The sequence below is a fragment of the Streptomyces crystallinus genome, assembly GCF_039521265.1.
Classification (GTDB): domain Bacteria; phylum Actinomycetota; class Actinomycetes; order Streptomycetales; family Streptomycetaceae; genus Streptomyces; species Streptomyces crystallinus.
On record NZ_BAAACA010000005.1, the window covers coordinates 59,270 to 72,305 of the forward strand.

Consider the following 13,036-nt stretch of genomic DNA (forward strand, 5'->3'; position numbering starts at 1 on the left):
GCGCGACCAGCCACATACGGTCCGCGGACAAGGCACGGGGGTGCAGGGGCCCAGCCCCCGGGAAACACACCTCCGCCCCCTCCCATCCCCCGGAGGGTTTAGGGAAGGGGCGGGGTGGGGGAACCGGACCCGGGGGTCAGAACAGGCGGAGTTTGTCGTCCTCGATGCCGCGGAGCGCGTCGTAGTCCAGGACCACGCACCCGATCTCCCGGTCCGTCGCCAGCACCCGCGCCTGCGGCTTGATCTCCTGCGCCGCGAACACCCCGCGCACGGGGGCCAGGTGCGGATCCCGGTTCAGCAGGTCCAGGTACCGGGTGAGCTGCTCGACCCCGTCGATCTCACCGCGCCGCTTGATCTCGACCGCCACCGTCCCGCCGGACGCGTCCCGGCACAGGATGTCCACGGGACCGATGGCCGTCGGGTACTCGCGGCGGATCAGGGTGTACCCCTCGCCCAGCGTCTCGATCCGGTCCGCGAGCAGCTCCTGGAGGTGCGCTTCCACGCCGTCCTTGATGAGGCCCGGGTCGACGCCCAGCTCGTGGGAGGAGTCGTGGAGGATCTCCTCCATCGTGATGATGAGCTTCTCGCCCGCCTTGTTGACCACGGTCCAGACGCCCGCGTCGTCCCCCGTGCCCTCCTTGAGGGTGCAGGGCGGAGACATCCAGTTGAGGGGCTTGTACGCCCGGTCGTCCGCGTGAATGGAGACGCTGTTGTCCGCCTTCACCAGGATCAGCCGGGTGGCGGAGGGCAGATGGGCGGTGAGGCGGCCCGCGTAGTCGACGGAGCAGCGGGCGATGACGAGACGCATGGTCGGCAACGCTACTCGAATCCCCCCGCCGAACGCGATTCGTCCGGCAAAGCACTGTTCGTTATTGGCCGGTTACGTGCCAAGTAGCTGTCGCAGCCACCATGCCGCGCCTACCGTGTAAGCGGGAGGTTGTCGGTCAGGCACGCTGCGTGGCCGACTTCCTGCCTTTCCCTGGCCGTAAGACCCCTTCCCCGGGGTCGCGAGAGGAGAAACCATGTCGCTCGACGTCTCACCGGCCCTACTCGAACAGGCCGAGCGAGGCGAGGTCGACGAAGCCGATTTCGTCGACTGCGTCCGGACCTCCCTGCCGTACGCATGGGAGATGATCAGTTCTCTGGTGGCCCAGCTGAAGGTGGACGGTGGAGAGTTCGCCGACAACCAGACGCCTCCGCCGGACGAGCAGGCGCGCGGCCAGCTTCTTCGTGCGCTCGCGAGTGACGCCATACGCGGTGCGCTGCAGCGGCACTTCGGTGTCCGCCTGGCGTTCCAGAACTGCCACCGCGTAGCGGTGTTCCCCCTGGACCCGTCGGCCGACGAGCGGCTCGCCCGCTTCACCTCGGTCCGGGGACAACTGCTCAACCAGTCGCCGGAACTGCGGGACTGCTGAGGTCTTGCCGCCGCTCCGCATCGCGGGAGGTGCAACTGATGCGGAGCGGGGGCGTGGTGCGGGGCCCCGAGACCCCGCGCCCCCCACGGGCGCCGTCCCCCTCGGGCCCCTCACCCCAGCAGCGGCAGCACTTCCGTCCCCAGCCGCCGGACGTTCTCCTCCGTCGCGGCCAGGTCTCCCGATCCCTCCACCAGGAAGGCGAAGCGCGTGATGCCCGTCTTCTGTGCGGTCGCCGCGATACGGTCGGCGGCCAGGCGCGGGGTGCCGACCGGGTGGATGCGGCACAGCAGTTCCGTGTACATCACCGGGTCGCGCATGGCCCGGTGGCGGCCGTCGACCGTCACATGCGCGTCGAGCCCCTGCTTCAGCCAGCCGGGCATCGCCTTCAGCAGCGTCTCGGCGGCCTGGGCGCCGTCGTCCTCGATCTGCGCCACCCCGGCCGAGACGTGCGGCGCGGCCGCCACCGCCTCGGGCGCGACGCCGGACGCCAGCGCGTGGGAGCGCCACAGCGCGACCATCTCCGCCTTCTCCTCGTCACCGCAGTGCATCCCGAGCAGCATCGGCAGCCCGCGCTCGGCCGCCAGCCGCACGCTCTTGGGCGAGGTGCACGCCACGATGACCTCGGGGCCCGCCGGGCCGTCCGAGAGCAGCTCCTGGGGCCTGGGCACCACCGGGACCTCCCGGAAGGCGAAACGTTCGCCCACAGAGGTCACCCGGGGTTCGGTCAGCCAGCGCAGCAGCAGGTCGAGCGACTCCGGGAAGCCCTCCTCGTACGCCCGAAGACCCGCGCCGAAGACCTCCAGGTCGACCCAGGGGCCGCCGCGGCCCACTCCCAGCGAGAACCGGCCGCCGGATGTCAGGTGCAGCAGCGCCGCCTGTTCGCCCAGCGCCACCGGGTGCGCGCTCGGCAGCACGCTGACCGCCGTCCCGACGCGGATCCGGCGGGTGCGCCCCAGCAGCAGCGCCGCCAGGGTCACGGCCGACGGACACACCCCGTACGGAACGAAGTGGTGTTCGGCCAGCCACACCGAGTCCAGGCCCGCCTCCTCGGCCACCTCGGCGGACCGCACCGCCCGGTGCAGCGCCTCCCCCTGGCCCTGGCCCGGGAATTGGGCCGCCAGTACAAAAGTTCCGACACGCATCGCCTTCATGCCTCCTCGCGGCCGACGCGGCTCCCCCTCTTACCGGCAACAACGTCTGACAAGTGCCAAGGGCACGGCCCGGCGCGAACTTCTTGCGATAGTCCGGTAAGTGTCCCCCGTACGAGTTACCGTGCCACCCCTGTGCGGGCTCGGGTACCCGGGGCAAGTACCTCTACGCTGGAGAGGTCAGTCCGCCCGGCCCCGTGAGGTGTTTCCGTGTCCCCGCGCCGCAACCGCCCCAAGGGCGGCGACCAGCCGACCGAACCGACCGGCGGGGCGGGGGACCGCTTCGGCCTCCAGCGCTCCGAGACGTACCAGGGTGAGGAGTGGTCCGTCCGGCACGTGAGCGGCGCGAGCGCGCAGGGCAAGCGCTACCGCTGCCCGGGCTGCGACCAGGAGATCCCCTCCGGCGTGCCGCACGTGGTGGCCTGGCCGGAGTACGGCGGCGTGGACGACCGCCGGCACTGGCACAAGGCCTGCTGGAACGCGAAGGACCGCCGCACCAGCAGGGTGCAGCGGTCCAGGAACGCGCCCAGGTACTAGGTACTGCCGCCGGTTCACACGTCCCGGCTGTTCAGCACCGCGAACGCGCCGCCGAGCGCGGCGGCCGTCACGGCTCCGAGGATCAACAGCGGGCTCCAGCCGGTCGGGCCGGAGTCGCTCACCGACGAGCCGTAGAACACGGCCAGTTGGCTCGGGATCGAATACTCGAACAGGGCGTCGCGCACCGACTCCAGCGACGGGGCGAACATGAACAGCCCCAGCACCAGCGGCAGCAGCACCACGCCGATCATGACGGTGATCGCGCCGGCCGAGTGCCGCACCAGCGCGCCGACCGCGAGCGAGAGCAGGCCGAGCGTCGAGACGAACAGGCTCACCCCGACGGTGGCCTTGAACAGCTCGGAGCCGGTCGGCTGCTCGGCCGCGTCCACCATTCCCATCTGGAGCATCGCCACCAGGCCGGTGCACAGCGCCAGGATGACGAAGGACAGCAGGAAGAAGACGACCGCCTTGGCGGCGAGGATCCGGGCCCGGCTGGGGCACGCGGTCAGCGTCGTGCGGATCATGCCGGTGCCGTACTCGGAGGCGATGGTCAGCACGCCGAGCGTGATCACACAGATCGAGCCGAGCAGCACACCGTAGAAGCCGAGGGCGAGCAGCGGGGTGTCGCCCATGTTCGAGTCGGAGGCGTTGACCGCGACCGCCGCGAGCATGCCGATGCCGAGCACGAGCACGATCAGTACGCCCAGCGTCCACATCGTGGAGCGCACCGAGCGGATCTTCGTCCACTCGGAGGCGAGCGCGTCACCGAAGGAGGCGGGCCGCACCGGGATCGGCGAGGTGTACGTCCCCAGGGGCGCACCCGGTGCCTGCTGCTGGTAGGGGGTGGTCATCGGGCGTCCTCGGGCTTGGTCAGGGAGGGGGCGGTCGCGGGGGCGGCCGGAGCGGGCTGCTGCGGGGGCGAGGCGGGCGCCTGCGGCACGGGTGCCTGCGCCGGGGCCGCCGGGGCCTGCGGCGCCTGCGCGGGGGCGTGCGGGGCCGGGGCCGCGTACGGGTTCTGTCCGGGCGGCGGCGGGGCGTACCAGCCCTGCGTCGGCACCTCCGGGATCACCGGCGGCGGCTGGTGGCCGGGCGGCAGGGGCTGCATCAGACCGGCCTTCTGGTCGGCCGTGGAGCGGTAGTCCACCGCGCCCTGCGTCATCCGCATGTACGCCTCCTCCAGCGAGGCCTGGTGCGGCGAGAGCTCCCACAGGCGTACGTCGGCGTCGTGCGCGAGGTCGCTGATGCGCGGCAGCGCGAGGCCGGTCACCCGCAGGGCGCCGTCCGGCTCCGGCAGGACCTGGCCGCCCGCCTCGGTCAGCGCGGCGGTCAGCTTCTCCCGGCCGGTGGGCTCGGGGGTGCGGACGCGCGCGAAGTCGGCGGAGTTGTGCGAGATGAAGTCCTTGACGCTCATGTCGGCGAGCAGCTGGCCGCGGCCGATCACGATGAGGTGGTCGGCGGTCAGCGCCATCTCGCTCATCAGGTGCGAGGAGACGAAGACGGTACGGCCCTCGCCGGCGAGCTGCTTCATGAGGTTGCGCACCCACAGGATGCCCTCGGGGTCGAGGCCGTTGACCGGCTCGTCGAAGAGCAGCACCTGCGGGTCGCCGAGCAGGGCGGCGGCGATGCCGAGCCGCTGGCCCATGCCGAGCGAGAACCCCTTGGAGCGCTTGCCGGCCACCTCCTGGAGGCCGACGACCCCGAGCACCTCGTCGACCCGGCGGGCCGGGATGCCGGAGAGCTGGGCGAGCGAGAGCAGGTGGTTGCGGGCGCTGCGGCCGCCGTGCACGGCCTTGGCGTCGAGCAGCGCGCCGACCTGGCGGGGCGCGTTGGGGAGCGTACGGAAGGGGTGGCCGCCGATGGTGACATGGCCGGAAGTGGGCTGGTCCAGGCCGAGGATCATGCGCATGGTCGTCGACTTGCCGGAGCCGTTGGGCCCCAGGAAGCCGGTGACGGCGCCCGGCCTCACCTGGAAGGAAAGGTTGTACACGGCTGTCTTGGCGCCGTAGCGCTTCGTCAGGCCGACTGCCTCGATCATTCTCCAGCCCCATCGACGGTGTGGGTCGTCGGGGCGGTGGCCGATCGCCAGGGTGCCCCCGTATGAGTGAGGAGCTTATCCAGGACTTTACGGTTCCGCCGAAGCGAGGAGAGTTGGGTTACGTTGCTGTTTGTCCGTTACGTTCCTGACTTTGCGCAGGTCGGCGGGGTGAGGGCGCTCAGGCGTCGCGGCTCTTGAGGACGAGGTAGCCGCCCGCCAGCGCCGCCACCACCCACAGCGCCATGATCCCGAGCCCGGCCCACGGCCCGTACGGCGGCGGATCGCTGTTCATCGCGCCCGGCACCACCTGCATGATCTTGGAGCCCGCCTGGTCGGGGAAGTAGCGGGCCACCTTCTTGGCGCCCGGCACCGCCGACAGGATCTGCGAGATCAGGAAGAAGAACGGCATCAGGATGCCGAGCGAGAGCATGGAGCTGCGCAGCATCGTGGCCACGCCCATGGAGAAGAGCGCGATGAGCGCCATGTAGAGGCCCGCCCCGAAGACCGCCCGCAGCACGTTGGGCTCGCCGATGGTGGTGCGGTGCGGGCCCAGCAGCGCCTGGCCGAGGAAGAAGGAGAGGAAGCTGGTCGCCATGCCCACGACCAGCGCGAGCGCGGTCGCGACCGCCAGCTTGGCGAAGAGGAAGGTGGCCCGCTGCGGCACCGCGGCCAGCGAGGTGCGGATCATGCCCGAGCTGTACTCGGTGCCGACCACCAGGACGCCGAAGACCACCATCGCCAGCTGGCCGAGCACCATCCCGGAGAAGCTGATGAAGGTCGGGTCGAAGGTGAGCCGCTCGGCCGGCTTGAGGTCGTCGAACTGCGACTTCATCAGCGCGCACAGGGCCGCGCCCACCGCGACCGTGACCACGAAGGCGCTGATGAGCGTCCAGGAGGTGGAGGAGACCGTACGGATCTTGGTCCACTCGGACCGGAGGACGGCGGGTACCGAGGCCATGGCTCAGACCCCCTCGTCCTGGCCCGGGGCGCCGCCCGTGGCCCTGGCCCGGTAGCTCGCGCCCCAGTCCGGCGCGGGGGCCTCGGGCGGCCCGTGCGGGGTGTCGGAGTGGGCGTGGTACTCCACCGAACCCGCCGTCATCTGCATGAACGCCTCCTCCAGCGAGGCCTGCTGGCCGGAGAGCTCGTGCAGCACGATCTGGTGCTGCGCGGCCAGCTCGCCGAGCCGCTCGATCCGGCCGTTGTCGACTTCGAGGGCGCCGTCGGCGGTCTGGGTGACCGGAACCCCGGCCTGCGCCAGCACGTCGAGCAGGTGTTCCCATTGGGGTGAGCGCAGCCGTACGAAACTTCGGGAATTCTGCCGAATGAAATCCGCCATCGATGTATCGGCGAGCAGTCGGCCCTGGCCGATGACGATCAAATGATCCGCCGTCAGCGCCATTTCGCTCATCAGATGAGACGAGACGAAGATCGTTCTGCCCTCGGCCGCGAGGGCTTTCATGAGATTGCGGATCCAGTGAATTCCCTCGGGGTCCAGACCATTGACGGGTTCGTCGAACATCAGGATCTCGGGGTCGCCGAGCAGCGCGGAGGCGATTCCCAGCCGCTGGCCCATCCCGAGGGAGAACCCCTTCGACTTCTTCTTCGCCACGGCCGTCAGACCGACGGTGTCCAGGACCTCCGCGACCCGGCGCTCGGGGATCCGGTTCGACTGCGCCAGGCAGAGCAGGTTGTTGTACGCGCTGCGGCCGCCGTGCATCGACTTGGCGTCGAGCAGCGCGCCGATGTACTTCAGCGGCTCGTCGAGGTCGCGGTAGTGCCGGCCGTCGATGCGCACGGTGCCGCTGGTCGGGTTGTCGAGGTCGAGCATCATCCGCATGGTGGTGGACTTGCCGGCGCCGTTGGGGCCCAGGAACCCGGTCACCACACCCGGTCTGACCTGGAACGACAGGTCGTCGACCGCGGTCTTGGAACCGAAGCGCTTGGTGAGACCGGCTAGCTCGATCATGCCGCCACGCTAAGGGCCGACAAAGCCCCCCGCCACCGGAGTGGCGAGGGGCTCTCGGCGTCAGGAACGCAGCCTACGGGGGAGAGGCTGCGGCACCGACGACTAGCGGGACTGCTGCGCCGGGACGCCGCGCGAGACGGGCTCGTCGTCGACCGGGGAGCCGGCCGCCGCGACCGCCGCGCCCGTCAGGGTCGCCAGCATCTCGCGGACGTTGGTCAGCTGCGCGTTGATCGAGTCGCGGCGGTTGGTGAGCGCCGCCAGCTCGCGCTCGGATTCCGAACGGATGCGGTCGGCCTTGGCGTTGGCGTCCGCCACGATGTCCTCGGCCTGGCGCTGGGCCGTCTCGACCGTCTGACGGGCCCGGCGCTCCGCGTCCGTACGCAGCTTCTCGGCCTCCAGGCGGAGCTGCTCGGCGCGGTGCTCGATCTCGGCGAGACGCTTCTCCGCCTTCGCCTGACGCGAGGCCAGATCGCGCTCGGACTGCTCGCGGCGCTTGGCGAGGTTCGTCTCGAAGTCGGCCGCCGCCTGCGCGGCCTTGGCGCGGGTCTCCTCGAAGAGGGCGTCCGCCTCCTCGCGCTTGGACTGCGCGTCCTTCTGCGCCTCGGAACGCAGCGTGGAGGCGTCACCCTTCGCCTTCTCGACGATCCGGACGCCCTCGTCCTCCGCCTTGGCCTTGCGCTCGGCGGCGAACGACTCGGCGTCGTTGCGCACCTGCTGGGCCGCCGACTCGGCGAGCTCACGGTGCTGTTCGGCGGCCCGGCGGGCCTCCTCGCGCAGGTCCTTCGCCTCTTCCTCGGCGAGACGCAGGATCTTCTCGACCCGCGCGCCGAGGCCCGCGTACGACGGCTCCGCGTCGTTCACCTGGGCCTGGGCGTTCTGCGTTTCGAGGTGCAGTTCCTCGATGCGCTTTTCCAGAGAAGTGATCCGTGCCAGAGCGCTGTCACGGTCGGCGACGAGCTTGGTAATGCGGTCGTCCACCTGACCGCGGTCGTAACCACGCCGCACGAGCTCGAAGCCGAAGGGGGAGGAAGTGTCGCTCATGGGGTTCCTGTCGAATGAGACCGGTGAGGTGATAGGGGAATCCTAGGGGCCCAGGCGGCGTGTCATCGAGCGTATGCCCGTTTGATCTGGAGAATGTCCAGCCTTTTGAGTGGCTACCCCTCCGAGGACTTGCCACTCGAACGTGTTCCTCCGGCGGCGGCTCCCGCCTTGGCCGCCTCCTTGCCGCCAGTGGACGGGGCCTCCAAAGACCCCAACGCCTCAAGGACGTCCTGGACACGGGAGATCTCCGCATTGATGTCCGCACGGCGCCTGACCAGCACATCCAGCTCGCGCTTGCCCTCGTCGACCGTGCGCCGGGCCTCCGCCGCCGCGTCGTCGCGCAGCTTGGTCGCCTCGCGGATCAGCTCGGCCTTCTTGGTCTCGGCCTCCTTGAGCAGCGCCTCGGCCTTCTTCACCGCCGCGATCCGCACCTTGCTCGCCTCGGAGTTGGCGTCCGACAGCAGCTCCTTCGCCTTCGCCTCGGCCTCCTCCGTCTGCTCGGTGGCGGCCTTGACCAGCTTGTCGACGCGCTCGCCCGCCGTCTTCATCTGCTCGGCGCTCTCCCGCCGGGCCCGCTCGTGCAGTTCCTCGATCTCCGCCTCGGTCCGCGCGCGCACCTCCTCGGTGCGCTCCCTTATGGCCGTCGCGTCCGCGCGCGCCCCGGCGAGCAGCTCGTCCGCGTCCGTACGGGACTTCTCCACCAGGGAGTTGCCCTCCACGGTCGCCTCGGCGACGATCCGCTCCGCCTCCTTGCGGGCAGCGCCCACCATCGTGTCGGCCTGCTCCTCGGCCAGCGTGGCCGCGAGCAGCGCCTCCTCCTGCGCCTTGGCCATGAGCTGGTCCGCCTGCTCGGCCGCGTCCGCCCGGCGCTTGGCCGCGGCCGTACGGGCCTCGTCCAGCAGCCGGTCGGCCTCCTCGCGGGCCTCGCTACGGATCTTCTCCGCCGCCTCCTCGGTCCGGGCGCGGCTCTTCTCGGCCTCCGCGCGGATCCGCTCGGCGGCCTGCTGGGCCGAGCCGACGGTCTCGGCGGCCTCGGCACGCAGCCGCTCCGCCTCCCCGTTCGCCTCGGTGAGCACCCGCTCGGCCTCGCTGCTCGCCTCCGCGACGAGCTGGTCGGCCTGGGCGGCCGCGTCCGCGCGCCGCTTGTCGGCGGCCTTGCGGGCCTCGTCGAGCAGCCGCTCCGACTCCGTACGCGCCTCGGCGAGGATCTGCTCGCCCTGCTCGCGGGCGTCGGCGACCGTCTGCTCGGCCTCGGCGGCCGCGGCGGTCAGGACCGAACTCGCGTCCGCGCGCGCCTCGGTGGTGACGAGCTCGGCGTAGGTGTCGGCCTCGGACGTGGTGCGCTCGGCGTGCGCGGTGGCCTCCGCGAGCAGCCGGTCGTGCTCCGACTGGCCCTCGTCGCGCAGCTGCTGGGCCTCGGCCACCAGCCGCTCGGCCGTCGCCGTCGATTCGGCGGCCAGCCGCTCGGCCTCCGCCGTCGCCTCGGTGACCAGGCGGTCGGCCTGGCTCGCGGCGTCGTTACGGATGCGGTTGGCGTCCTCCCGGGCGTCCGCCCGGGTGCGCGAGGCGTCCTGCTCGGAGGAGGCCAGCGCGTCGGAGGCCTCGGTGCGCATCCGCTGCGCGTACTCGGAGGCGTCCGAACGCGCCTTCTCCGCCTCGGCGATGGCGTCCGCGACGGTCCGCTCGGCGAGCTCCTTGGCGGCCTCGGCCTCCTCCTGAGCCCGGGCGCGCACCCGCTGGGCGTCCTCGGCGGCGCGCTCGCGCTCGGCGTGCGCGTCGGCGCGGACCCGGTCCGCCTCCTCCTGCGCCTCCGTCTTCGTACGCTCCGCCACGTGCTCGGCCGTGGAGCGCAGCCCGGCGATCTCCTGCTCGGCCTCCTCGCGCAGCCCGGCCACCGAGTCCCGCACCTGCTGGGCGGTCTGCTCGGCGGCCGCCACCAGCTCGGTGGCGCGCCGGTCGGCCTCCTCGCCGAGCCGCTGCGCCTCGGCCTGCGCCTCCTCCACCCGCTTGCGGGCGGAGGCCAGCAGCTCCTCGCTCTGCTCGCGGGCCTGGGCCCGCTCCGAACCCGCCTCGGCCCGCGCCGAGGCCAGCGTCTCCTCCGCCTCACGGCGCCGGCGCGCGGCCTCCTCCTGGGCGGCGGCGAGCGCCTCGGCGGCCTGCGCGCCGACCCGCTCGGCGGCGGCCGCGGCCTCCGCGCGCATCCGGTCGGCGGTCTCCTGCGCCTCGGACCTGAGGCGCTCGGCCTCCGCGGCCGCCTCGGACCGCAGCCGTACGGCCGCGCCCTCCGCCTCGGCGCGGGCGGTCGAGGCGTCGGCGGCGGCCTCGGTGCGCAGCCGCTCGGCCTCCTGCTCGGCCTGCGCCTGGAGCGTACGGACCCGCTCGGCGGCCTCGGTGCGCAGCCGCTCGGTCTCCTCGGCGGCCTCGCGCCGGATCCGCTCGCTCTCGCCGCGCGCCTCGGTCAGCGCCTGCTCGGCGGAGGCGTGCCGCTGCTCGGCCTCGGTGTGCAGCCGGGCCAACTCCTCGGCGGCGTCGGCCTGGCGGGCCGCGACGGCCCGCTCGGTCTCCTCGCGCAGCGTGGTGGCGGCCTGCTCGGCGGCCGTGCGGACCGCCTCCGCCTGCTCCTCGGCCTCCGCGCGCATCCGCTCGGCCTCGGCGCGGGTGCGCTCCAGGGTCTCCTCGGCCTGCTTGCGCAGGGTCGTGGCGCGCTCCATGGCCTCGGAGCGGATCCGCTCCGAATCGGCCCCGGCCGAGGTGCGCAGCTCCTCCGCGTCGGCCTTCGCCTTGGTCAGCAGCTGCTCGGCGGTGCTCGCCGCCTCCTCGATCTGCTGCACGCCCTCGCGGCGCGCCTCGCCCCGGATGCGCTCGCCCTCGGCGACCGCCTCGGCCCGCAGCTGCTCGGCCTCGCCGCGCAGCCGGCGCGCCTCCTCCTGGAGCTCGACCGTCTTGGCGCGGTACTCCTTGGTGTCGTCCTTGGCCGCGCCCTTGAGCTCGTCGGCCCGCTCCTCGGCCTGCAGGCGCAGCCGCTCCGCCTCGGCGTCGGCCTCGCGGCGGATCCGCTCGGCCTCCTCGGACGCCTTGCGGGTGGTCTCCTGGGCATCGGCCGACGCCTTGGAGAGCACCTCCTCGGCGGCCCGGGCGGCCTTGGCGAGCTGGGCCGCGGTGTCCTCGGCCGCGCTGGTACGGGCCTTCTCGGCGGCCTCGGCGACCAGCCGCTCGGCCTCGGCGCGCGCGTCGGCGAGCGCCTGCTCGGCCTCCGCCTTGAGCGCCTCGGACTCCTTGGTCGCCTCGCCGACCAGCCGGGCGATCTCGGTCCTGGCGGTACGGGTGCGCTGCTCGTTGGCGGACTCGGCGCCCGCGAGCTGCCTGGCCGCCGACTCCTTCGCCTCGGCCAGCACCTTCTCGGCCTCGGCCCGCGCCTCGCGCAGCGCCGACTCGGCCTCCTGCATCCGCTGCTCGGCGGCCCGGCTCAGCTCGGCCGCCTGGGCGCGCGCCTGGTCGGACTCGGCGGTGGTGGACGAGCGCAGCTGCTCGGCGTGGGAGGTGGCCTCCTGGGCCTGCGTGGAAGCGGCGTTGAGCAGCCGCTCGGCGTCCTTGCGGGCGCGCAGCAGGATCGCTTCGGCTTCCGTACGGGCCGACTCGGCCTCGGAGCCGAGCCGTTGACGGGTCTCCTCGGCGAGCCGGGCGGCCTCCGCGCGGGCGGCGGCGAGCGCCGCCTCGCTCTCGGCGCGCGACTCGTCGAGCAGTCGGCGGGCCTGCGCCTCGGTGCGCGCCCGCAGCTGCTCGGCCCAGGCCACGTTCTCGTTGACGTGCGACTCCACGGTCGCGCGCCGCTCGGCCAGCTCCTGGTCGAGCCGCTGGCGGCGGTTGACCGCCTCCGCGTGCAGCTCGGCCTGGAGCCTGGCCTGGTGCTCGGCGTGCTCCTGGAGGATGCGCTGGGTCTGCGCCCGGGCGTCGCGCAGCTCGCGCTCGGCGTCGTTGCGCAGCTGCTCGGCCTGCATCTGCGCGTTGCGCAGCAGCTGTTCGGCCTGGTAGCCGATGTCCGCGGCGTCGTAGGCAGGGCGCGTCGCGAGGTTGCGGCGCGCCTCGTGCAGCTTGGCGCGCAGCACCTCGACCTGGTAGCCGAGGTCCTCGGCGTGCTGGACGGCCTTCTCCCGCTCGGTCTTCAGCCGGTCCATCTCGGCCTCGAACCGCGAGAGGTGGTCGTCAGGCCGGTGGCTGTCCTGGCGTTCGTAGCCCCGCACTGCGCGGTCCCATCCGTCCCCTGGTCGCGAACACTGCCCGTACGAGCACCGTCCGACGACGGACGGGCCCCCGGTGAATGGTGTCAGATCGACAAGGGGGCGTGGGTCCCAGGCCCCGACCCGACCCCGGCCCGGAAGGGCCCACTGTACCGGCCCCGGAATCCCGGGGTCAGTGCTCCGCTGCCGAGGTGACCAGTTCGGTCAGTACGCCGTGGCAGTCCTTGGGGTGCAGGAACGTGATGCGGGAGCCCATCGAGCCGGTCCGCGGCTCGTCGTAGAGGACCCGGACGCCCTTGTTCCGGGTGGCCTCGGCGTCCCCGTCGACGTCGGCCGTGCCGAAGGCGATGTGGTGCACGCCCTCGCCGTTCTTGGCCAGCCACTTGCCGACCGCGGAGTCCTCCCTGGTGGGCTCCAGGAGCTGGAGGTAGGAGGCGCCCCCGTCCGACGTATCGTTGATCTTGAGCATGGCCTCCCGTACGCCCTGCTCCTCGTTGATCTCGGAGTGGAACACCTCGAATCCGTACGTAGCACGATAGAACTCGACGGTCTTGTCGAGGTCGAAACAGGCGATCCCGATGTGGTCGATGCGCGTCAGCATGGGACCAGTGCAGCGCCCCGGGAGGTGGTTACGCAACGTGCGCGCGATCACACCG

General features: G+C 72.3%; 11 protein-coding genes. 2 read left to right on the forward strand and 9 right to left on the reverse strand.

Annotation, left to right across the window (positions count from 1 at the left end):
• Positions 1 to 136: 136 nt before the first annotated feature.
• Entirely contained in the window at positions 137 to 808 is a 672-nt protein-coding gene (nucS, locus tag ABD236_RS03235; RefSeq protein ID WP_344069854.1) for an endonuclease NucS, read from the reverse strand.
• Positions 809 to 1,022: 214 nt separating this feature from the next.
• Here nucS and ABD236_RS03240 point away from each other — a divergent pair, with 214 nt between their 5' ends.
• A complete protein-coding gene (locus tag ABD236_RS03240; protein ID WP_067163969.1) occupies positions 1,023 to 1,415 on the forward strand; it encodes an SCO5389 family protein in 393 nt (130 codons plus the stop codon).
• 110 nt (positions 1,416 to 1,525) lie between these two features.
• Here the strand turns inward: ABD236_RS03240 and ABD236_RS03245 are convergent, their stop codons facing one another.
• Complete coding sequence (locus ABD236_RS03245) at positions 1,526 to 2,557, reverse strand: LLM class flavin-dependent oxidoreductase (RefSeq protein WP_344069857.1); 1,032 nt, start codon at positions 2,555 to 2,557, stop codon at positions 1,526 to 1,528.
• A 216-nt stretch (positions 2,558 to 2,773) separates the two neighbouring features.
• Here ABD236_RS03245 and ABD236_RS03250 point away from each other — a divergent pair, with 216 nt between their 5' ends.
• On the forward strand, positions 2,774 to 3,100 hold the full coding sequence (locus ABD236_RS03250; protein WP_283141526.1) for an ATP/GTP-binding protein: 327 nt from the start codon (positions 2,774 to 2,776) through the stop codon (positions 3,098 to 3,100).
• Between the two features lie 14 nt (positions 3,101 to 3,114).
• Here ABD236_RS03250 and ABD236_RS03255 read toward each other — a convergent pair whose 3' ends face one another.
• The 7 genes from ABD236_RS03255 to mce form a co-directional block, all read right to left on the reverse strand.
• Positions 3,115 to 3,951: an ABC transporter permease gene (locus ABD236_RS03255; protein WP_344069860.1), complete on the reverse strand. Its 837-nt coding sequence runs from the start codon at positions 3,949 to 3,951 to the stop codon at positions 3,115 to 3,117.
• On the reverse strand, positions 3,948 to 5,135 hold the full coding sequence (locus tag ABD236_RS03260) for an ABC transporter ATP-binding protein (RefSeq protein ID WP_344069861.1): 1,188 nt from the start codon (positions 5,133 to 5,135) through the stop codon (positions 3,948 to 3,950). The genes ABD236_RS03255 and ABD236_RS03260 overlap by 4 nt, the downstream gene beginning before the upstream one ends.
• Positions 5,136 to 5,313: 178 nt before the next feature.
• Positions 5,314 to 6,093 (reverse strand): ABC transporter permease, encoded by a 780-nt coding sequence (locus ABD236_RS03265; protein WP_344069862.1) that lies wholly within the window; start codon positions 6,091 to 6,093, stop codon positions 5,314 to 5,316.
• Between the two features lie 3 nt (positions 6,094 to 6,096).
• A complete protein-coding gene (locus ABD236_RS03270; RefSeq protein WP_344069863.1) occupies positions 6,097 to 7,101 on the reverse strand; it encodes an ABC transporter ATP-binding protein in 1,005 nt (334 codons plus the stop codon).
• Positions 7,102 to 7,203: 102 nt separating this feature from the next.
• Positions 7,204 to 8,142 (reverse strand): coiled-coil domain-containing protein, encoded by a 939-nt coding sequence (locus ABD236_RS03275; RefSeq protein ID WP_101390172.1) that lies wholly within the window; start codon positions 8,140 to 8,142, stop codon positions 7,204 to 7,206.
• Between the two features lie 113 nt (positions 8,143 to 8,255).
• Entirely contained in the window at positions 8,256 to 12,383 is a 4,128-nt protein-coding gene (gene scy, locus ABD236_RS03280) for a polarized growth protein Scy (protein WP_344069866.1), read from the reverse strand.
• Positions 12,384 to 12,552: 169 nt separating this feature from the next.
• The gene (mce, locus tag ABD236_RS03285) at positions 12,553 to 12,981 is read right to left on the reverse strand and encodes a methylmalonyl-CoA epimerase (RefSeq protein ID WP_344069868.1); all 429 of its coding nucleotides are present in this window, start codon (positions 12,979 to 12,981) and stop codon (positions 12,553 to 12,555) included.
• Positions 12,982 to 13,036: the final 55 nt, after the last annotated feature.

What these genes read in the sequence shown, in the direction of transcription:
- ABD236_RS03245 (WP_344069857.1), bottom strand. Translation starts at nt 2,557, where the DNA reads ATGCGTGTCGGAACTTTTGTACTGGCGGCCCAATTCCCGGGCCAGGGC.
- ABD236_RS03270 (WP_344069863.1), bottom strand. Translation starts at nt 7,101, where the DNA reads ATGATCGAGCTAGCCGGTCTCACCAAGCGCTTCGGTTCCAAGACCGCG.
- ABD236_RS03240 (WP_067163969.1), top strand. Translation starts at nt 1,023, where the DNA reads ATGTCGCTCGACGTCTCACCGGCCCTACTCGAACAGGCCGAGCGAGGC.
- ABD236_RS03260 (WP_344069861.1), bottom strand. Translation starts at nt 5,135, where the DNA reads ATGATCGAGGCAGTCGGCCTGACGAAGCGCTACGGCGCCAAGACAGCC.
- mce (WP_344069868.1), bottom strand. Translation starts at nt 12,981, where the DNA reads ATGCTGACGCGCATCGACCACATCGGGATCGCCTGTTTCGACCTCGAC.
- nucS (WP_344069854.1), bottom strand. Translation starts at nt 808, where the DNA reads ATGCGTCTCGTCATCGCCCGCTGCTCCGTCGACTACGCGGGCCGCCTC.
- ABD236_RS03275 (WP_101390172.1), bottom strand. Translation starts at nt 8,142, where the DNA reads ATGAGCGACACTTCCTCCCCCTTCGGCTTCGAGCTCGTGCGGCGTGGT.
- ABD236_RS03255 (WP_344069860.1), bottom strand. Translation starts at nt 3,951, where the DNA reads ATGACCACCCCCTACCAGCAGCAGGCACCGGGTGCGCCCCTGGGGACG.
- ABD236_RS03265 (WP_344069862.1), bottom strand. Translation starts at nt 6,093, where the DNA reads ATGGCCTCGGTACCCGCCGTCCTCCGGTCCGAGTGGACCAAGATCCGT.